The organism is Marivivens sp. ABH4_498 (genome assembly GCF_056160585.1).
Genome location: NZ_JBSWXL010000003.1, coordinates 463,345 through 481,370, shown reverse-complemented (window position 1 = coordinate 481,370; position 18,026 = coordinate 463,345). Strand labels below are relative to the sequence as shown.

Annotated in this window: 22 protein-coding genes and 1 tRNA gene; 5 read left to right on the top strand and 18 right to left on the bottom strand. The window is 55.9% G+C overall.

Translation table 11 applies throughout. The features are described from left to right. Positions 1-41: 41 nt before the first annotated feature. The 4 genes from ACXAGA_RS09750 to ACXAGA_RS09735 form a co-directional block, all read right to left on the bottom strand. A complete protein-coding gene (locus ACXAGA_RS09750; RefSeq protein WP_475117284.1) occupies positions 42-1,022 on the bottom strand; it encodes a Gfo/Idh/MocA family protein in 981 nt (326 codons plus the stop codon). Between the two features lie 114 nt (positions 1,023-1,136). Next, a complete protein-coding gene (gene rpoH / locus ACXAGA_RS09745) occupies positions 1,137-2,036 on the bottom strand; it encodes an RNA polymerase sigma factor RpoH (RefSeq protein WP_475117283.1) in 900 nt (299 codons plus the stop codon). Between the two features lie 162 nt (positions 2,037-2,198). Then, positions 2,199-2,462, bottom strand: coding sequence for a peptidase (locus ACXAGA_RS09740; RefSeq protein WP_475117282.1), 264 nt, complete (start codon positions 2,460-2,462; stop codon positions 2,199-2,201). Between the two features lie 74 nt (positions 2,463-2,536). After that, entirely contained in the window at positions 2,537-3,568 is a 1,032-nt protein-coding gene (locus ACXAGA_RS09735; RefSeq protein WP_475117281.1) for an RluA family pseudouridine synthase, read from the bottom strand. On the opposite strand from ACXAGA_RS09735, the gene ACXAGA_RS09730 reads away from it, so the two are divergent. After that, positions 3,567-3,863 carry a DUF6476 family protein gene (locus ACXAGA_RS09730; protein WP_475117280.1) on the top strand — a complete coding sequence of 99 codons (297 nt, stop codon included), beginning with the start codon at positions 3,567-3,569 and terminating at the stop codon, positions 3,861-3,863. The genes ACXAGA_RS09735 and ACXAGA_RS09730 overlap by 2 nt on opposite strands. On the opposite strand, the gene ACXAGA_RS09725 is transcribed toward ACXAGA_RS09730, so the two are convergent. The 5 genes from ACXAGA_RS09725 to ACXAGA_RS09705 all read right to left on the bottom strand — a co-directional run bounded on the left by ACXAGA_RS09725 (position 3,864) and on the right by ACXAGA_RS09705 (position 9,017). After that, on the bottom strand, positions 3,864-4,769 hold the full coding sequence (locus ACXAGA_RS09725; RefSeq protein WP_475117279.1) for a DMT family transporter: 906 nt from the start codon (positions 4,767-4,769) through the stop codon (positions 3,864-3,866). It abuts the gene before it with no gap. 46 nt (positions 4,770-4,815) lie between these two features. Further along, the gene (gene lysE / locus ACXAGA_RS09720) at positions 4,816-5,418 is read right to left on the bottom strand and encodes an L-lysine exporter (RefSeq protein ID WP_475117278.1); all 603 of its coding nucleotides are present in this window, start codon (positions 5,416-5,418) and stop codon (positions 4,816-4,818) included. Positions 5,419-5,502: 84 nt separating this feature from the next. Further along, the gene (locus tag ACXAGA_RS09715; RefSeq protein WP_475117277.1) at positions 5,503-6,246 is read right to left on the bottom strand and encodes a YebC/PmpR family DNA-binding transcriptional regulator; all 744 of its coding nucleotides are present in this window, start codon (positions 6,244-6,246) and stop codon (positions 5,503-5,505) included. Positions 6,247-6,336: 90 nt separating this feature from the next. Then, positions 6,337-8,124: an SLC13 family permease gene (locus ACXAGA_RS09710; protein ID WP_475117276.1), complete on the bottom strand. Its 1,788-nt coding sequence runs from the start codon at positions 8,122-8,124 to the stop codon at positions 6,337-6,339. A 71-nt stretch (positions 8,125-8,195) separates the two neighbouring features. Beyond that, positions 8,196-9,017, bottom strand: a complete 822-nt coding sequence (locus tag ACXAGA_RS09705; protein WP_475117275.1) for a TIGR00282 family metallophosphoesterase — start codon at positions 9,015-9,017, stop codon at positions 8,196-8,198. Positions 9,018-9,173: 156 nt separating this feature from the next. Here ACXAGA_RS09705 and ACXAGA_RS09700 point away from each other — a divergent pair, with 156 nt between their 5' ends. Then, positions 9,174-9,515, top strand: coding sequence for a copper resistance CopC family protein (locus tag ACXAGA_RS09700; protein WP_475117274.1), 342 nt, complete (start codon positions 9,174-9,176; stop codon positions 9,513-9,515). After that, on the top strand, positions 9,512-10,348 hold the full coding sequence (locus tag ACXAGA_RS09695) for a copper resistance D family protein (RefSeq protein ID WP_475117273.1): 837 nt from the start codon (positions 9,512-9,514) through the stop codon (positions 10,346-10,348). Before ACXAGA_RS09700 ends, ACXAGA_RS09695 begins: the two co-directional genes overlap by 4 nt. 47 nt (positions 10,349-10,395) lie before the next feature. Here the strand turns inward: ACXAGA_RS09695 and proS are convergent, their stop codons facing one another. Both proS and ACXAGA_RS09685 read right to left on the bottom strand, forming a co-directional pair. After that, positions 10,396-11,751, bottom strand: a complete 1,356-nt coding sequence (gene proS, locus ACXAGA_RS09690) for a proline--tRNA ligase (RefSeq protein ID WP_475117272.1) — start codon at positions 11,749-11,751, stop codon at positions 10,396-10,398. A gap of 140 nt (positions 11,752-11,891) precedes the next feature. Then, positions 11,892-11,968 (bottom strand) — tRNA-His (locus tag ACXAGA_RS09685). 124 nt (positions 11,969-12,092) lie between these two features. Here ACXAGA_RS09685 and ACXAGA_RS09680 point away from each other — a divergent pair. Next, the gene (locus ACXAGA_RS09680; protein WP_475117271.1) at positions 12,093-12,293 is read left to right on the top strand and encodes a DUF6324 family protein; all 201 of its coding nucleotides are present in this window, start codon (positions 12,093-12,095) and stop codon (positions 12,291-12,293) included. On the opposite strand, the gene ACXAGA_RS09675 is transcribed toward ACXAGA_RS09680, so the two are convergent. The 7 genes from ACXAGA_RS09675 to ACXAGA_RS09645 form a co-directional block, all read right to left on the bottom strand. Beyond that, positions 12,277-12,738: an MmcB family DNA repair protein gene (locus ACXAGA_RS09675; RefSeq protein WP_475117270.1), complete on the bottom strand. Its 462-nt coding sequence runs from the start codon at positions 12,736-12,738 to the stop codon at positions 12,277-12,279. The two genes, ACXAGA_RS09680 and ACXAGA_RS09675, sit on opposite strands and share 17 nt — an antisense overlap. A gap of 255 nt (positions 12,739-12,993) precedes the next feature. Further along, the gene (locus ACXAGA_RS09670; protein ID WP_475117269.1) at positions 12,994-13,548 is read right to left on the bottom strand and encodes an HdeD family acid-resistance protein; all 555 of its coding nucleotides are present in this window, start codon (positions 13,546-13,548) and stop codon (positions 12,994-12,996) included. A gap of 8 nt (positions 13,549-13,556) precedes the next feature. Continuing rightward, entirely contained in the window at positions 13,557-13,700 is a 144-nt protein-coding gene (locus tag ACXAGA_RS09665) for a hypothetical protein (RefSeq protein ID WP_165767706.1), read from the bottom strand. An 89-nt stretch (positions 13,701-13,789) separates the two neighbouring features. Beyond that, complete coding sequence (gene nusB / locus ACXAGA_RS09660) at positions 13,790-14,257, bottom strand: transcription antitermination factor NusB (RefSeq protein ID WP_475117268.1); 468 nt, start codon at positions 14,255-14,257, stop codon at positions 13,790-13,792. A gap of 13 nt (positions 14,258-14,270) precedes the next feature. Then, complete coding sequence (locus ACXAGA_RS09655; protein WP_475117267.1) at positions 14,271-14,789, bottom strand: 6,7-dimethyl-8-ribityllumazine synthase; 519 nt, start codon at positions 14,787-14,789, stop codon at positions 14,271-14,273. After that, a complete protein-coding gene (gene ribB, locus ACXAGA_RS09650; RefSeq protein WP_475117266.1) occupies positions 14,789-15,919 on the bottom strand; it encodes a 3,4-dihydroxy-2-butanone-4-phosphate synthase in 1,131 nt (376 codons plus the stop codon). Before ribB ends, ACXAGA_RS09655 begins: the two co-directional genes overlap by 1 nt. A gap of 25 nt (positions 15,920-15,944) precedes the next feature. Then, a complete protein-coding gene (locus ACXAGA_RS09645) occupies positions 15,945-16,541 on the bottom strand; it encodes a riboflavin synthase (protein WP_475117265.1) in 597 nt (198 codons plus the stop codon). Between the two features lie 136 nt (positions 16,542-16,677). Here ACXAGA_RS09645 and ACXAGA_RS09640 point away from each other — a divergent pair, with 136 nt between their 5' ends. Next, positions 16,678-17,964 (top strand): capsule biosynthesis protein, encoded by a 1,287-nt coding sequence (locus ACXAGA_RS09640; protein WP_475117264.1) that lies wholly within the window; start codon positions 16,678-16,680, stop codon positions 17,962-17,964. Positions 17,965-18,026: the final 62 nt, after the last annotated feature.

Below are 18,026 nucleotides of genomic sequence, written 5' to 3'. Positions count from 1 at the left end.
CGGGGCCTCCAATCGGTTGAACGCCCCGATGATACACCCGGTTAGGATTCGGTATTGTGATCCTTATCAACAACCATGTCGGTCATGGCCTGTGTGCCGCGACTAAATTCCAATGGGACTGGATATTCAGCACCGTTTCGCACTGTCGCACAGAAATTTTGCACCTGCAGGACGTAATGATTGACCGCGGGCCAGCGTTCGACGTGGCGTTCCATTGCTGGGGCTTCGACGGTCAGTTCGGCAATGTCATAAACGCCCGCGTTATACGGCGCTGTCAGGGTCATGTGACCTTTGGTGCCGTGGAACGTCAGATGCTGGCGGTTCGACATGCGCATGGAAACCGTACCTTGGTATTCGAACGACGGGAATTCGGCCATGGTTTGGCTGAACACGTCCACACCGTTTTCACGGCGGATGTTGGCGGCGCGGATTTGAACGGGTTCTTCGCCCGTAACCATACGAACCGACCCAAAGGCATAAACGCCGATGTCACCTAATGCGCCCCCTGCCGTTTCGGGACGGTTGCGAATATTGTCTTTGTCCGCACCATTGTTGAAACTGAACACAGTATCGACCAACACCAAATCGCCCAAAACGCCCGATTGCAGCACCTCTTTGGCGCGGGCAAATTGCGGGTGGTGGGCGATCATGAACGCTTCGGCGGCGAGTTTGCCCGATGCATCGCGTGCTGCGATCAAACGATCAAAATCAGCCTCGCCCATGGCGATCGGTTTTTCACACAAAACGTGTTTTCCAGCCTCTAACGCCTTGATCGTCCATTCCACATGCAAATGGTTTGGCAGCGGAATATACACCGCGTCGATGTCCGGATCAGAGAGCAGCTCTGCGTAGTCGGTGTAGACTTTCAGATTTGGTTGAAACGCCTGGAACGGTGCGGCTTTTTCGACGGACGACGTCGCAATCGCATAAAACTCTGCGCCTTCGGCGGCATGGATGGCGCGGGCCATGTGTTCACGCGCGAATTTAGCGGCGCCCAAAACGCCCCATTTGACCGGTTTCATAATTTAAACTCCTAATCCTACCCACACGCGAATCCTAGGCAGGGTTGGTGCAACCAACAACTGAAGAAGCCGATCATCGATTAAAAAAGGCGACCATCTAGGCCGCCTTTGATTTTATTCAGCTTCGATCAGCAGTCCCTTTTCGACCGCAAGTTCCTGCATCCTTTTCTGTAGCTTTTCAAAGGCGCGGACTTCGATCTGGCGGATACGTTCGCGGCTGACTTCGTACTGACCCGACAAATCCTCTAGGGTCACTGTTTCGTCCGACAAACGGCGTTGAACCAGAATATCCTTTTCGCGATCATTCAGCACAGTCATCGCTTCGGCCAGCAGTTCGCGGCGCGTGTCCAATTCGTCGCGCGCCTCGTAATCAGCCGCCTGATTGGCGTCTTCGTCTTCTAGCCAATCCTGCCACTGCGCCGACCCTTCGTCATCCGAACCAACGGTTGCGTTCAGGGATGCGTCACCGCCGGACATACGGCGGTTCATCGAAATCACTTCGTCTTCGGTCACGCCCAGATCTGTAGCGATCTTTTTCACGTTTTCGGGGCGCAAATCGCCATCCTCTAACGCGCCGATGCGGTTTTTGGCTTTGCGCAGGTTAAAGAACAGTTTCTTTTGCGCCGACGTGGTGCCCAGTTTCACAAGGCTCCATGACCGCAGGATGTATTCCTGAATGGACGCACGGATCCACCACATTGCATAAGTCGCAAGGCGGAACCCTTTTTCAGGGTCGAACCGTTTGACGGCCTGCATCAGGCCGACGTTTGCTTCGGAAATCACCTCGGCTTGCGGCAGACCATAGCCGCGGTAACCCATGGCGATTTTGGCCGCCAAACGCAGGTGCGATGTCACCAGTTTATGGGCCGAATTGCTGTCTTCGTGATCGACCCAGCGTTTGGCCAGCATGTATTCTTCTTCGGGTTCCAGCATCGGAAATTTACGGATTTCCTGTAGATAGCGGTTTAACCCCTGTTCCGGAGACGGAGCCGGAAGGTTTTGATAGTTACTCATTCCCAATCCCCTTTCTTATAATGTTTAAGGGCTTAACATTCCAAATAGGAACGCCCAGACCCCGTTTCAAGAGGTCCGAATTAGCAGTTATACGGGAATGTAACGCTACTCCGTCGCGGCACCAGTGGATTTTGCGCGCTTTCACGCACATGCGAACCAATATTACAGCGCAGCAATATGCAGGTCGTAATACCGCCACAGCCCATACACATACAGCGCCATGAACAGCATGTTGATGTATTTCAGCTGCCGTTCGCCGTGCAGCCACGCGCAATAAATCCAGATCAGGCAGAATGGCAGGCTGAGCACCATTGCGCCCAATTGATTGTCGAAAACCACGCAAATTGCGCTGCCCAGCCCCAAACCAAAGGCTAGCCACTTTAAACGCTGCTCTAAATGAGCAAACCGCATCAAGGTATTTGTCATAATGTTCCGAATGTTCACAGCGCCGTGGACCCGGCGTTCTGCAACCTTAGGCTACATCAAGACGCGGATTTTGATCAAGCCTCGCCGCCTAAAGCGGTCACCAGTTCGGCCATGTCTTCGGGCAAGGGGGAATCGAATTCCAGCCATTCGCCCGTGACGGGGTGTTCAAAACCCAATGTTGCCGCATGCAGTGCCTGACGCGAAAATGCCGCCGCTGCGGCCGCGCCTTTTTCGCCCACCGCGCGGGTGTTCATTTTGCGTTTGCCGCCATAGACGGGATCACCGATCAACGAATGGCCGACATGGGCCATGTGAACACGAATTTGGTGCGTGCGGCCTGTTTCCAACCAACATTCGATCAATGCCGCAGCAGGCGGCGTGCCTAAATCCTGCACAATCCGCGCGCGGGTCACAGCGTGGCGGCCCGTATCAAAATAGACCGCCTGTTTCTGGCGATCGGTTTTATGACGGGCAAGGAACGTCTGGATTTTCAGGATATTGCCCGATTCAAAATTGGTCCCGCGAATGCCGTGGATACGCGGATCGTTCTGATCGGGCGCCCCATAGCACACCGCCAGATAACGGCGGTTAACGGTGTGTTTTTCGAACTGCGCAGCCAGCCCATGGTGCGCTTTGTCCGATTTCGCGGCGACCATCAGGCCGCTGGTGTCTTTGTCGATGCGGTGCACAACACCGGGGCGTTTTTCGCCGCCAACGCCCGATAGGCTATCGCCGCAATGGTGGATCAGCGCATTGACCAGCGTGCCGTTCGGCGTGCCAGGCGCGGGGTGCACCACCATGCCAACGGGTTTGTCGATAACGATCAGATCGTCGTCCTCATAGACCACGTTCAGGGGAATATCTTCGCCTTCGATGTGGCTTTCGATTGCGACCTCGACCGTGATTTTGATCTGGTCGCCCTCTTCGGCCTTGTGGCGCGGGTTTTCGACGACCGCACCGTTCACCAGAACCGCGCCCTGTTCGATCAGTTTGGACAAACGCGACCGGCTTAGGTCAGCCTCTGCTGGTACATCGCGCGAAAGAGCCTTATCAAGGCGCGCAGGCGGGTTTTCCGCGATGATGAATTCGACAAAGGTCTCGGCCATGGATCAGGCTCCTGAAAACGAAATCGACCCTCCGCTGGTGACGTATTTGAAACGTCTGGTGACTGCGATGGCCGTGGTCATGATTGCGGGGTTCGTAGTCCTTATTCTGACGCTTGTCATCCGTTTGAACGCAGATCCTTTGCCCTTGCCCGAACAAATTACCCTGCCCGACGGTGTTTCGGCCATCAGTTTCACCCAAGGCACTGATTGGTTCGCGGTAACCACGGACGCCGATACTATCCTGATTTACGATCGCGGCACGGGCGCGTTGACCCAAACGGTCACGATCGACTGATCAGATTTTCGCCTGATTGGGCGCTGGGGTAATGCGGCGGCGCAACTGGGCTTCGCGTATGGTCATGTAACTGATCGCGGCAATGATCATCCCGCCGCCCAGCAACACATAGGGATCGATGGATTCGTGGAACACGATCCAGCCCATCAAACTGGCCCAAACCAACTGTAAGAATGTCACGGGCTGCGTCACCGTCATTGGCGCGGCAGCAAAGGCGCGGGTCATGCAGTAATGCCCAGCCGTGGCAAAGGCCGCGACTCCGCCCAGCCACAACACCTGCGCCAGCGTCACAGGTTCCCACAGCCATATGGCCAGAGGGGCGAGCGCAATGGTGACCATAGCGGACAACATAGCGACCACCGCCCCTGCTGGCGCATAGCGGGTCAGTGTTTTTGCCACCAGATAGGACGCGCCAAAGGACAACGCGGCCCCCAACTGTGCAATATGACCCGATGACAGTTCCCGCAAACCGGGCCGCAGAACGACCAGCGCCCCGATGATCGCGACCGAGATCGCCATCATGCGACGCCACGCGAACCCTTCGCCGAAAATCAGCGCTGCGCCGACGGTCACAACAATCGGGTTGAGGTATCCGATCGCTGTCACCTCGGCCAAGGATATCCGCGCCATGGCATAAAACCACAGGCTCACGGCCAAAGTATGCAGCAATGCACGCAAGGTGAACCGCTGCCATGCCTCGGCTGACAGGCCCCGTTTCAGAACGGGCGCCAGCACCGGCAAAAGGAACACAAACCCCCACAAAAATCGAATAAATGCAGACTGCGGCGCAGGCAAAGCCGTGCCCAAATAGCGCACAATGCCGTTCACCACGACAAAGCATAGGCCCGTCGCCAACATCCACAAAACACCCTGAACGGGCCGCGATTGATCGTTAAGAGTCGTCATACGCCAGTCATGACCCTGCGATCACGCAGGCGCAATGGAAATTTGATCAGATTTTCAAAAAAGCCAGTTTTAGGGCGACCGACCACATCAGCAGCCCGACCAACACATCCAAAATGCGCCACGCGGTTGGATTGCGGAACACGGGGGCCAACAGGCGTGCGCCAAAACCCAGAGCGCTGAAAAACAGGACAGACCCCAGCATGGCCCCTGCCCCAAATACCCATTCGCGCCCTGGAAATTGCGCCGAAATGGACCCCAGCAAAACAACCGTGTCCAGATAGACATGCGGGTTCAGCCACGTCAGCGCGACGCAGGTCGTGATCACCTTTTTCAGTGACACCTTGGCGCCGCCCGAGGCCTCCATCGTTTCGCCGCCCAGATAGGCCGCGCGGAACGCTTTGACGCCATACCATGTCAGGAACGCAACGCCGCCCCAGCGCAGCACCTCTAGCGCCCAAGGGGCGGCTTCGACCAACGCGCCGATGCCTGCGACACCTGCGGCGATCAGCAGCGCGTCCGAAATCGCGCAGACCAGAACCACCGCCAGCACATGTTCGCGGCGGACGCCCTGACGCAACACAAATGCATTCTGTGCGCCAATCGCCAAAATCAGGGCAATGCCCGTCCGTAGACCAATCCAGAATTCCATACGACTGCCTATCGCGCCATTTTCGACCAGACAATAAAAAACGGCGCCCGAATGGACGCCGTTTCGAAATGGTTTCGCAGGGGATTAACCCAACTGCGCTGCGACGTCCTCTGGCACGTCGAAATTGGCGGTGACGGTCTGTACGTCATCGTCGTCTTCCAGCGTGTCGATCAGCTTCATCAGCTTTTGCGCGGTTTCCAGATCCACGTCGGTGCGGTTCTGAGGTTTCCAGATCAGTTTGGTGTCTTTTGCTTCGCCCAGCTCTTTTTCCAAGGCGTCGGACACCTCTGCGAAATCTTCCATCGCGCAGTAGATCCAGTGGCCTTCTTCTTCGGACTCTACGTCCTCTGCGCCAGCCTCTAGCGCGGCCATCATGACGGTGTCCGCATCGCCAACGGATGCGTCATAAACGATTTCGCCAACGCGATCGAACATGAACGAAACCGAACCGGTGGTGCCCAGATTACCGCCCGCTTTGGTGAAAATCGAACGCACGTTCGATGCGGAACGGTTGATGTTGTCGGTCATCACTTCGACGATGATCGCGATGCCCGATGGGCCGTAACCTTCGTAACGGATTTCCGAATAATCGTCGCCGTCACCTGCCTGCGATTTTTTAATCGCGCGGTCGATCACGTCCTTTGGCACGGACTGCGATTTCGCGGCCTTTACAGCCAAACGCAGACGCGGGTTTTTTTCTGGATCAGGGTCGCCCATTTTCGCAGCGACGGTGATTTCTTTGGACAGTTTCGAGAACAGTTTCGAACGCGCCGCGTCTTGACGACCTTTGCGGTGCTGAATGTTCGCCCATTTACTATGGCCGGCCATGGGGACCTCTTTGTTTTATGTCTTTGGACAGTTCGCGTCTCTATATGTCAGGGCGCGGCCTGCCTGCAAGCCTGAGGGGGCATTTCTGGCCTAAAGCGGCCAGAAAATAGGGATAATCGCCGAACACAGGAACGCAAGCGACGCGTTCAGCGGCACGCCTACGCGCAAGAAATCGGAAAATTTGTATCCGCCCGGGCCGTAAACTAACGTGTTTGTCTGATACCCGATGGGGGTCGAAAAACTGGCTGATGCAGCGACCATTACGGCCACAACCAACGGACGCGGATCAACACCCAGCGCCTGCCCCAGACCAATCGCGATCGGCGTCATCACAACACCCACCGCGTTGTTCGACACCAATTCGGTCAACACCATCGACAATGTGTAGACGCAGAACACAACGACGAAGGGCGGCAAATCCATCAAAAACGGCGCAACCGCATTGCCGATCAACGCAACCGCGCCTGAATGTTCCAACGCGGCCCCGACGGCCAACATCCCGAAAATCAACGCGAGCAGTGACGCATCGACGTGTTCGAATGCCTCTTCCGCGTCGATACACCCCGTTAACAGGACAACAGCCACCGCTATCACCGCCAACAACAAAATCGGCGCAACGTTAAACGCCGCCAGTGCGACCACGCCGATCATTGCCGCAATTGCGATCGGGGCGTGGTTACGGCGATAGGCCCGCGCCGAAGGTTTCGACACGTCACCCAGGCTCATGTCATCTGCCAGACGCTGCACGTCTTCGGGCGCGCCTTCCAGCAGCAAGGTATCACCGACACGCACCACCAAATCGTCGATCTGACGGCCAATGTTTTTATCGCGGCGGTGGACGGCCAAAACATAGACACCATACCGACGACGCAGGCGCATCTGGCCCAAACGGCGGCCCACCATTTTGGATTCTGGTGTGATCAGCACCTCAACGGTCGAGGTTTCAACCGCAGACAACTGATCAACACGGCGCAGTGATTTATTCCGCTGCAACGACAGCAATTCCGTGATTTGGGTACGCAAAACCACTCGGTCGCCCACCTGTAGCTGCACATTCTGTAGATCTCGGCGCAGCGATTCATCGCCGCGCACCACGTCAATCAGACGGACGCCATCGCGTTTGAACAGCTGAACCGACAACACTTCGCGACCAATCAGGTTGGATTCCGGTGGAATCACAGCCTCGGTAAAGAACCGCATTTTGGATTTGTCGTTCTTTGACAGCATAGACGCCATGCTGGTCCGGTCCGGCAACATATGGCGACCGAAGAAATACAAATACCCCAACGTGTACAGCGCGATAATGACGCCGATTGGGGTGACTTCGAAAATGCCGAACGGCTCTAGCCCCGATTGACGCGCGACACCGTCCACCAACAGGTTGGTCGAGGTCCCGATCAGGGTTGTTGTGCCCCCGACGATCGCCGCATAGGACAGCGGGATCAGCAATTTCGATGCAGAAACGCCCAGCGTTCCCGCCAATTGGACAAAGACCGGCAGCATCACAACAACAACAGGCGTGTTGTTCACAAAGGCCGATGCAACAACGACAAACAGCATCAACCCAGCAAGCGTGAGTTTGGGGTTTGTGGCGGCATTGGTTTGCGCAAATTGCGTCATGCGTGACAACGCACCCGTCCGCACCAACGCGCCCATCACGATAAACATCGCGGCAATCGTCCATGGCGCAGGGTTCGACAGCGAAGCAACGGCCACGTCATACGGCAGCACACCGACCGCCAACATGACCGCGACGCCCGTTATCGCGACCACTTCGGTCGGATAGGTTTCGCGTAAGAACATGATGAACATGCCGATAACAATCGCAATCGCGACTATCGCCTCACCTGTCTGGGACAGGTTTAAATATTCAACCATGTGAATCCTCGCTTTGCTAGCAAGGCATATTTGCCATAGGCATTTCTACGCGCAAGTATATTTCGCCAAACTTACAGCGGACTAGGGCCCGATTGCGCCAAACGGCCACCATTGCGCACCATTTCAACGCGCGTGGCTTTGCCCGTGCGGTCGTCGGTTTCGACGTAGAGCCCGGATAGCGTCGCCTCTCCCATTGCGGGTTCAAACCGGCCTTTGGACATGCCCGTCACGAAACGGCGCATTGGTTCGGCTTTGTTCATGCCAATGACGCTGTCATAGTCGCCGCACATGCCCGCGTCCGACTGGAACGCCGTGCCGTTCGGCAAAATCTGCGCATCGCCCGTCGGCACATGGGTATGCGTGCCCACAACGACGCTGGCCTTGCCGTCACAAAAATGACCCATCGCCATTTTTTCGGATGTAGCTTCGCAATGGACGTCGACCAAAGCGGCCTGCACCAACCCACCCAAAGGAAACTGGCGTAGCACCTGATCCATCGCCGAAAACGGATCATCAAAGGCGCGTTTCATGAACACTTGGCCCAGTACCTGCGCGACCAACACCTTTTGGCCACGGGTCGTTGTAAAAACGCGCGCGCCTTTGCCTGGTGCGACTTTGGAAAAATTGATCGGGCGGATGATACGCGGCTCTTGTTCACAAAAGCTCATCATGTCCTTTTGATCGAATGCGTGATCGCCCAGCGTAATCACATCCGCGCCGGCATCCAGCAGGCCCTTGGCATGTTCACCGGACAGACCCATTCCGCGCGTCGCGTTTTCACCGTTCACAACGACGAAATCCAATTTCCACGCCTCGCGCATTTTCGCCAGCCGTTCCGTCACAGCCGTGCGTCCGCCGCGGCCCACTACATCGCCAAGAAACAAAATCTTCATTCGTTTGCTTTACGCCCGCGCGGTGGTTTAGGCAACCTAAGCCTTGCACACAAAGGGGCAATCCTGCAGGAACGCCCCCTCACGCTGTTGCGACCATCATCAGCTATATCTGCAAAGGCCACCGTGCTAATGATAGCAATTAAAGAAGGAGACGCCATGAAACGCTTTGCTTTGATCGCCATCATGACGTGCTTGGCCGCCCCTATTGCGGCCCATTCGCCCCTGCGCGAAACGACCCCTGCTGCGGGATCGGAAATAGCAATGCCGCCCGATGTCGTGACCCTGACCTTTGCCCGCGCGATACGATTGACCCGCGTTGATTGGTCGATGGATGACCAGTCTGGCACCTTTGATCTGTCCGCGCATAAATCCTTTGCTCAGGATTTCGCGCTACCGTTTCCATCACAGGCGGCCGGAACCTACGTCATCGAATGGCGCGGTCTGGGGGATGATGGGCATCCGCAAAATGGTCAATTCAGCTTTGTCGTTCAGCCATGACAGACATTTGGATCGTTGTTGAAATAGCCGCCAAATGGGCGATGTATCTGGGCATTCTGGGCGCTGCGGGAACGGCAATATGCACCACATTGTTCAGGCTTCGCGACACCAAAACCACGATCATTGCATTCGCCGTTTTGGGAATTGTGGGCAGCGCTGAATTTTTCGCCATGAAAGGCGCCGCATTGACCGGTGACATTTCAGGCATGACCGACCCTGAAATGCTGGGCCTATTGTGGTCAACACAAAGCGGGTTGTCGCTAAAGCTCCAGCTTGTGGGACTTGCGATATGTGCGTTGGGTGCGGTTTGGATGCCCATTTCGGTCGTTGGCGGATTGATCGCCGTGGCGTCATTGGTTGTCGTTGGCCATATCCCCGCCGTCGACAACATCACCCTTAGCGTGCTGCACTATATTCACCTGCTGGCGATCGCATTCTGGATCGGCATCCTGTTCCCGCTAAAACGTCTGGCCAGCGACCAGACCGCCACTGAAACAGCCGCGCAGCTGGGGCATGATTTCGGGCGGATTGCGGTTGTTATGGTGCCTGCGTTGATCGTTGCAGGCCTGTTCATGAGCTACGCTCTATTGGGGTCATTTGACGCGATTTTGACGGGGTATGGGCGCATATTGCTGATCAAAGTCCTGTTTGTGTCGACCCTGCTGGGATTGGCGGTGCTGAACAAATTGCGCCTGACGCCCGCAATGGCCCAAGGCGACGAACAGGCCGCCGCAATGCTGGTCACATCAATACGGGTGGAATGGGTATTGATGATGTTGATCATCGCATTAACCGCGATTTTGACCACCGTAGTGCCGCTGCCAACCCAATAAAAAACCCCGCCAGTTTGGCGGGGCTTTCTGTTCAGACCTTGTGCAAATTACGCGCCCTTCGGATCAGGGTGCTTTGCGTAAATCTCTTTGATTTTTGCAACCGCGTCGGCAGGCGCCAATTCGACGCTTTCGCCTGTGCGGCGGCTGGTCAATTCGACCACACCGTTTTTCAGACCGCGTGGACCGACAGTGATGCGCCATGGCAGACCGATCAAGTCCATCGTCGCGAATTTGCCGCCAGCGCGTTCATTGCGGTCGTCGTACAAAGGTTCAAAACCAGCGGCTGTGATTTCTTTGTACAGCGATTCACAAGCGGCATCCGCCTGTTCGTCGCCCTGTTTCAGGTTCACGATGCCGACGTGGAATGGCGTCACGCCCTCTGGCCAGATGATACCGTTGTCGTCGTGGTTCGCTTCGATAATCGCGCCCAGAAGACGGGACACACCGATACCATGCGATCCCATGTGCACTGGCACTTTGTTGCCGTCGCTATCGACAACGGTCGCGTTCATCGCTTCGGAATATTTGGTGCCGAAATAGAAGATCTGGCCAACCTCGATACCGCGGGCTACGCGGCGGCGTTCCTCTGGGACTTCGTTGAACACGGCCTCATCATGGGTTTCGTCTGTGCGTGCGTAACGGCTGGTGAATTCTTCCAACACGCCCTGACAAGCTGCGCGGTCATCATAGTCGATTTCGCGGTCGCCAAAGGTCAGATCGGTGATCTGTGCGTCATAGAACACTTCGGATTCGCCCGTTTCGGCCAGAACCAAAAATTCATGCGTATCATCGCCGCCAATCGGGCCCGAATCCGCACGCATCGGAATCGCCTGCAGCCCCATGCGTTCATAGGTGCGCAAATAGCTGACCAAGTGGCGGTTATACGCGTGCAGCGCATCCTCTTTGGTCAGGTCAAAGTTATAGCCGTCTTTCATGTAGAATTCGCGGCCACGCATCACCCCGAAACGAGGACGCATTTCATCGCGGAATTTCCACTGGATTTGGTACAGGGTCAGTGGCAGGTCTTTGTAGCTGCTGACATGCGCACGGAACACGTCAGTGAACATTTCTTCGGCGGTTGGCGAAAACAGCATGTCGCGGTCGTGACGGTCTTTCATGCGCAGCATTTCAGGGCCGTAGGCATCATAGCGACCAGATTCGCGCCACAGGTCTGCCGTTTGCAGGGTTGGCATCTGCATCGGGATGTGACCTGCGCGGATTTGTTCGTCATGAACAATATCTTCGATCTTGCGCAGCACTTTGAAACCCAACGGCAACCACGAATAGATGCCAGCGGATTGCTGTTTGATCATGCCCGCCCGCAGCATCAGGCGGTGCGATACGATTTGGGCTTCGGCTGGGTTTTCTTTCAAAACCGGCAGAAAATAGCGGGAAAGGCGCATGTCTCATCCGTCGTGGCAAAATAAATCGGTATTGGCCTAGTGGAAACTGTGCCCATGAGCAAGGTGGCACAGCCATTAGGCCCCAAAAACAAAAGGCCCGTAGCGTAAGCTGCGGACCTTTTTGTTTCTCTGGGTAAGAGTGGTACCACCTCCCCGGCTCGAACGGGGGACCTCCTGATCCACAATCAGGCGCTCTAACCAACTGAGCTAAGGCGGCACTGCGGGCGATTTAGCCCCAGTGCGATCTGAATGCAAGCCGCCTTTGACCGTTTTTTGCAATCACCTTGAAACTTTTATGCAGAACGCGATAGTCACCCCCATCGCCAGCTTAGGAGAATGTCATGGGGATCAACGACGAACGCGAGATCGAAGCGAACCTGCAAATCGGCCCGACCGACGCAGGCATGGTACGCCTGTTTATCGAAGCAACGGGGATCGAAATCCCGATGGATTTCGAACCAGAAGAAGCCGAAGAAATCGCCGAAGAAATCCGCGCTGCTGCAATGGCCGCCCGTGGATCGGCCCCTAAAAAGCGACGTTAAACTGCGGATCACGCGCCGCCATCTGACGGATCGCGGCGTGGCGCGCAAATTTCTGGATCATCACCTTGCGCCGCGCTGGCGCAAGTTTCGTTTCCGGCGACATGCGAACGATTTCACCGCCGTATCCGTCCGCAATGATCAGCCCCGTTTCGTCGGGCAACAGGTCTGTCGGAAAATCAGCATCGACTGCCCAGAAAAACCGGTCGCACCATTCCAGATATCCCTGCCATTTGTTGTCTGACTGATAATCAGCGCGGGACGATTTGCATTCGACCACCCAAATTTCGCCCTTTGGCCCCAACGCCATAACGTCCACACGCAACCCGCGGGTGGGAACCAATTCTTCGACCGTGACGAAATCATGGGACAAAAGGTGGCGGCAGACACCCCGCGCCAAAATCTGGCCGGGCATCAAAATGCGATCATCTGGGGTAATATCAGTCATGCAGGGATCATGAACAATACGTGAACATCGGTCAAGTGCGCCCTGCCCCCTTGAATGCGGCGACGCTTAACACTAGATGACGGATCAGGCGAGTTTCTGCTCTTCACGTGCCTTAAGCTCTTACATTCCAGTGGCCTTAAGCAAATCCGAGGGAGCTGGCTCTGTCTGGATCCTGGTCTAGTTATCTGGCGCCCACCTGAAATATCAGGTCCTCGGGAATAAAGGGTGGCACGGTCGCTGTGGTTCTCGCCTACCTTATGTCCGCATGCCATAGGCAATTGCGGTCAGGGCAACGCCCGTTGCCATTGCATTTGCCCCCAACGCCATACCGATCGCCCAATGCGCCGAATTGGGCAATAAAACCATCAGCATGATACCCACGAACACCGCCGCGATGCCGCTGGCCATCATCCATGCCCAACCGCGTCTGGGGCGTCGACGCTGAGCAAAGTACATTTTACCCAGACCTTCGATCAACAACGTCGCCGTGATGAAAATCGTCATGCCAACCAACCCTGTGGTCGGTTGCGCCAACAAATAAATGCCCAGCACCAAATACAGCACCGCGATCACGCCATGAACGGTGGCATCCGCAATCGTGCGGGACCAAACCGATTCATACAAAAACACAGCGCCTACCATCACGAACACAATGCCGATCAGGAATTTGGTCAGGATGCTAAAGATAAAAGGGAACGTGATCGACAATATGCCGATCACAATCAGGCAAAGGCCAGCCCAGATAAAATGACGGCGAAACCTTGCAAATTTAGGGCGGTCAATACTGTTGTTATGCGGCAGACCGGCCACATCGCACCTTACAAGTTGCGAGCGTTATAACGACGCTTTGGTTCTTGGGCGACTTTGATGCGCGCAGGTTCGCGCACATCAGGGACGAGAAACGATAGAGCCGCGTCAATTGCCGAAACAACAGTGCGTGCGATCATTTTGATACCGTTCATAGCGTCCACCTTTCGTGTTTACCTAATAGTAAGGTAGGCCCTATTTAGCGATCTGCAAGCCGATAATTTTCGGATGAGACAAAAAGCGCTTAGAATTCTTCTGGACGCGCTTCGCGGGCCATGTGGTCCAGAACGGCATTCACGAACTTTGGCTCTTTGCTGTCAGGGTGGAACGCTTCGGCGATCTGAACGAATTCCACGATGACCACCTTTGGCGGGGTTTCACCTGCGATGAATTCAGCGCCAGCCGCACGGAACAGCGCGCGCAGGGTGGAATCGATACGGCCCAATGGCCATTTTTCCACCAACGCGCGGTCGGTCATCTGGTCGATTTTCGCCTGATTGTTCACGGCCCCGTCAACCAACGCGCGGAACATGCCTGGATCACCGTCTTGCATTTCCACATCGTCAAATTCTTCGGCGAAACGAAAGTCGATGAATTCTTTGGTCACTGCTTCGACAGTTTGGCCCGACAGCTCCATCTGGAACAACGCCTGAACCGCGAAAAAGCGGGACGCTGATTTCAGTTTGCGGCGTTGGTTATTCGACATGGTCATAGAGCAGGTATCCTTAGCCTTCGCGGGCCAGCAGAATGTCGGACGTGAATCCAAGTTTTCCAGAAGGCCCCCACTTACGGCCCAATGCGATCAGGTGCAAGGCCGCAGCAGCCGCGCCGCCGCCTTTGTTTTGATCATTCACATCCGCGCGCACCGCCGCCTGATCATAGTTTTCAACCGTCAGGATACCGTTGCCGATGCAATGCCCCTGCAGACCCAACAAAGTGATCGCGCGGCTCGAATCGTTGCAGACGGTGTCATAATGGGTGGTTTCACCGCGGATCACACAGCCCAGCGCGACATAGCCATCGAAATTGGACATGCGCGCGGCGATACCGATGGCGGTTGGGATTTCCAACGCGCCGGGAACCTCGACCACCTCGTAGGTGCCGCCAGCGGCTTCGATTTCGGCTTTGGCGCCGGCAACCAGATTGTCGGCGATATCTTTGTAATAAGGCGACACGACGATGCAGATTTTCACAGCCTTGTCGAATTCAGGACGCGGCAGAATGTGATGTGAAATACCGGCCATTAGGCGTCTCCGTTGATTTTGCGGGTGCCCGCGATTTCCAGACCATAGGCGTCCAGCCCCACGACTTTGGGTTTCGGGCTGTTCGTCAGCAGGATGATTTTCGACAGACCAAGGTTGGACAGGATCTGCGCGCCCAATCCGTATTGGCGCAGCGTGCTGGGGTGTGGTTCTTCGGTCGAGGTGATTTTCATTTCCAGATCGCGCAGCAGAACAACAACGCCCCGCCCCTCCTCCGCGATCAAATTCATCGAGGTCGAAAATTCAAACGCGCGGCCCGCGTCGCCCGTGCCGACCATGTCCAGCATCGGATCCAGCGAATGCATACGCACCAGCACAGGATCGTCACCCGAAATGTCACCTTTGACCAGCGCCAGATGTTCTGATCCTTGGGTTTTGTCGGTGTACACCTTCATCGTCCAATCGCCGCCAAATTCGGATGTGATCGGGCGTTCGTCGGTCACCTGCACCAGATTGTCATGTCGGCGGCGATAGGCGATCAGATCGGCGATGGTGCCGATTTTCAGGCCGTGCAGCTGCGCAAATGCAACCAGATCAGGCAGACGGGCCATTTCGCCGTCTTCTTTCATAATCTCGCAGATCACGCCCGACGGGTTCAGGCCAGCCAGACGGGAAATGTCGGTCGCAGCTTCGGTATGACCCGCACGGACCAAAACGCCGCCGTCGCGGGCGCGCAGTGGGAACACGTGACCAGGGGTTGCGATGTCTTGCGCGCCTTTCGACGCATCAATCGCTACCGAAATCGTGCGCGCGCGGTCAGCGGCGGAAATGCCCGTGCTGACGCCTTCGCGGGCTTCGATTGATACGGTAAAGGCCGTTTCGTGGCGCGACGAATTGTTCGTCGCCATCAGCGGCAGGCCCAGCTGTTCGATCCGTTCGGACGCCAGTGTCAGGCAGATCAACCCGCGCCCGTGGGTCGCCATGAAATTGATCGCATCGGGCGTTGCCATTTGCGCGGGGATCACCAGATCGCCTTCGTTTTCGCGATCTTCATGATCGACCAGAATAAACATGCGGCCATTGCGGGCGTCGTCGATAATTTCTTCGACGCTGGAAATCGCGTTTTTTAGATCGCGTTCAATCGGGCCCGCATTTTCATAAGCGTTGGTCATCACCGTTTCCTTTTGCCGTCTGGCATCAATCCCATTCGCGCAGGCGCGCAACATATCGGGCCATCGTGTCGATCTCTAAATTAATCGCGTCCCCAATGGAAACGTTCCCCCACGTTGTAACCTCTTTGGTGTGTGGGATGACGTTGATGCCAAAGGTGGCACCATCCACATCATTCACGGTCAAAGACGTCCCGTTCAGCGCAACAGACCCTTTGGGCGCGATAAATTTCGCCAGATCATCCGGCGCACGGAACGTCATACGTGTGCTGTCGCCTTCGTCCTGTAGGTCGATCAATTCCGCAACACCATCAACGTGGCCAGACACGATATGCCCGCCCAATTCGTCGCCCACCTTTAGCGCGCGTTCCAGATTGATCGGTTTGCCAACGGTCCAGTCGCTGATGTTGGTTTTGGCCACGCTTTCGGCGCTGATTTCCACATCGAACCAATTGCGCGGTTCGCGGCCCAGCGCAACAACAGTCAGGCAGCAGCCGTTACAGGCGATAGACGCGCCGATATCAATGCCATCCACATCGTAAATCGTGCCGATCCGCGCCCGCAAATCGCCGCGCTGTTCCAGCTCTAAAACCTCGCCGACGTCGGTGATGATGCCTGTGAACATGTGCAATCCTTTCCAATTCCGGAACAGAGGTATCGCTCTGACTGCTAATAGACAAGAACCTGTCCTATTTTAGGCCTTAATTCTGCCAAAGGCTGCGGTTAGACTGTGTTAACCTAAATGGATCAAAGTGTACCGAGTGACCAATTACGCCAACCGACATTTTCTGTTTTTGCAGGGCCCCCATGGACCGTTTTTCCATCGGCTGGGGCAAATGCTGCGCGCGGCTGGCGCGTCCGTCTGGCGCATTGGGTTCAACGCGGGTGATCGCGCGTTTTCATTCGGCGATGCAGGGTTTATTCCCTACACAGGGACGCCCGATGATTGGGCCGACTATTTCACCGCCCTGATTACAGAACGCGGCATCACCGATATCGCCCTATACGGCGACGTTCGGCCGATCCATGCCCAAGCCGTTGAAATCGCCCGCGACCACGGGCTAACCATCCATGTATTCGAAGAAGGATACATGCGCCCCTATTGGGTCACCTATGAACGCGGCGGAACGAACGGCAATTCACGCCTGATGCAGATGTCGATCGACGACATGCGCAAGGATCTGGAACGATCCGACATGGACATACCCGAACCGCCAGCCCATTGGGGCGATATGCGCCAGCACGTGTTTTACGGCGCGCTGTATCATTGGTTCGTCATGTTCCGTAATCGCGAATTCCGCAATTTCCGCCCGCACCGCGAATTGCCCGTCACACGCGAAGCAGCGCTCTATACCAAACGCCTGCTGCTGATGCCCCTGATCGCGCTGGACCGTATGATTTCGACCGCGCGGGTGCGATTTGGCGGCTTTCCCTATCATCTGGTTTTGCTGCAACTGGAACATGATTCAAATTTCCAGCGCCATTCTCCCTTTGCGAATATGGAGGAATTCCTGCGCGTTGTGATCGACGGATTTGCCAAAGGCGCCCCGCGCCACCACCATCTGGTGTTCAAAGCGCACCCTTTGGAAAACGACAAATCCCCAACCCGCAAAAACATCAAACGCATCGCCGACGAACTGGGCGTTTCGGATCGCATTCATTATATCCGCGGGGGTAAATTGGCGCGGCTTCTGGATCATGCGCGCACGGCCGTCACGGTAAATTCGACAGCAGCGCAGCAGGTGCTGTGGCGGTCTATCCCGCTCAAGGTGTTTGGGGCCGCCGTTTATGACAAACCCGAATTCGTATCGACGTTGCCTTTGCCACAGTTTTTTGCCCAACCTGGCCGCCCGGATAACCGTGCCTATCGCGACTATCGTAAGTTTCTGCTGGAAACATCGCAGGTGCCCGGGGGCTTTTATTCATCGCGCGGCCGCCGCCAGTTGATGCGCCAAGTTGTCGATATGATGTTGGACAACGAAGACCCCTATGACGCGCTGCGATCTGGGAAAATCGCACCCCGACAATCACTGCGTGTCGTCAACTAGACCATTCATCGACATATCCATTCGGGCGGCACTGCAACAATTCGCCCCAGATTTTTGTAAAT

Bases quoted from the DNA above. Each gene is read 5' to 3' on its own strand.
- ACXAGA_RS09715 (WP_475117277.1), bottom strand. From the start codon at position 6,246: ATGGCCGGCCATAGTAAATGGGCGAACATTCAGCACCGCAAAGGTCGT.
- ACXAGA_RS09710 (WP_475117276.1), bottom strand. From the start codon at position 8,124: ATGGTTGAATATTTAAACCTGTCCCAGACAGGTGAGGCGATAGTCGCG.
- rpoH (WP_475117283.1), bottom strand. From the start codon at position 2,036: ATGAGTAACTATCAAAACCTTCCGGCTCCGTCTCCGGAACAGGGGTTA.
- ACXAGA_RS09725 (WP_475117279.1), bottom strand. From the start codon at position 4,769: ATGACGACTCTTAACGATCAATCGCGGCCCGTTCAGGGTGTTTTGTGG.
- ribB (WP_475117266.1), bottom strand. From the start codon at position 15,919: ATGACCAACGCTTATGAAAATGCGGGCCCGATTGAACGCGATCTAAAA.
- ACXAGA_RS09655 (WP_475117267.1), bottom strand. From the start codon at position 14,789: ATGGCCGGTATTTCACATCACATTCTGCCGCGTCCTGAATTCGACAAG.
- nusB (WP_475117268.1), bottom strand. From the start codon at position 14,257: ATGACCATGTCGAATAACCAACGCCGCAAACTGAAATCAGCGTCCCGC.
- ACXAGA_RS09645 (WP_475117265.1), bottom strand. From the start codon at position 16,541: ATGTTCACAGGCATCATCACCGACGTCGGCGAGGTTTTAGAGCTGGAA.
- ACXAGA_RS09705 (WP_475117275.1), bottom strand. From the start codon at position 9,017: ATGAAGATTTTGTTTCTTGGCGATGTAGTGGGCCGCGGCGGACGCACG.
- ACXAGA_RS09730 (WP_475117280.1), top strand. From the start codon at position 3,567: ATGGATCAGGCTCCTGAAAACGAAATCGACCCTCCGCTGGTGACGTAT.
- ACXAGA_RS09740 (WP_475117282.1), bottom strand. From the start codon at position 2,462: ATGACAAATACCTTGATGCGGTTTGCTCATTTAGAGCAGCGTTTAAAG.
- ACXAGA_RS09695 (WP_475117273.1), top strand. From the start codon at position 9,512: ATGACAGACATTTGGATCGTTGTTGAAATAGCCGCCAAATGGGCGATG.
- ACXAGA_RS09665 (WP_165767706.1), bottom strand. From the start codon at position 13,700: ATGAACGGTATCAAAATGATCGCACGCACTGTTGTTTCGGCAATTGAC.
- ACXAGA_RS09675 (WP_475117270.1), bottom strand. From the start codon at position 12,738: ATGACTGATATTACCCCAGATGATCGCATTTTGATGCCCGGCCAGATT.
- ACXAGA_RS09700 (WP_475117274.1), top strand. From the start codon at position 9,174: ATGAAACGCTTTGCTTTGATCGCCATCATGACGTGCTTGGCCGCCCCT.
- ACXAGA_RS09735 (WP_475117281.1), bottom strand. From the start codon at position 3,568: ATGGCCGAGACCTTTGTCGAATTCATCATCGCGGAAAACCCGCCTGCG.
- lysE (WP_475117278.1), bottom strand. From the start codon at position 5,418: ATGGAATTCTGGATTGGTCTACGGACGGGCATTGCCCTGATTTTGGCG.
- proS (WP_475117272.1), bottom strand. From the start codon at position 11,751: ATGCGCCTTTCCCGCTATTTTCTGCCGGTTTTGAAAGAAAACCCAGCC.
- ACXAGA_RS09750 (WP_475117284.1), bottom strand. From the start codon at position 1,022: ATGAAACCGGTCAAATGGGGCGTTTTGGGCGCCGCTAAATTCGCGCGT.
- ACXAGA_RS09680 (WP_475117271.1), top strand. From the start codon at position 12,093: ATGGGGATCAACGACGAACGCGAGATCGAAGCGAACCTGCAAATCGGC.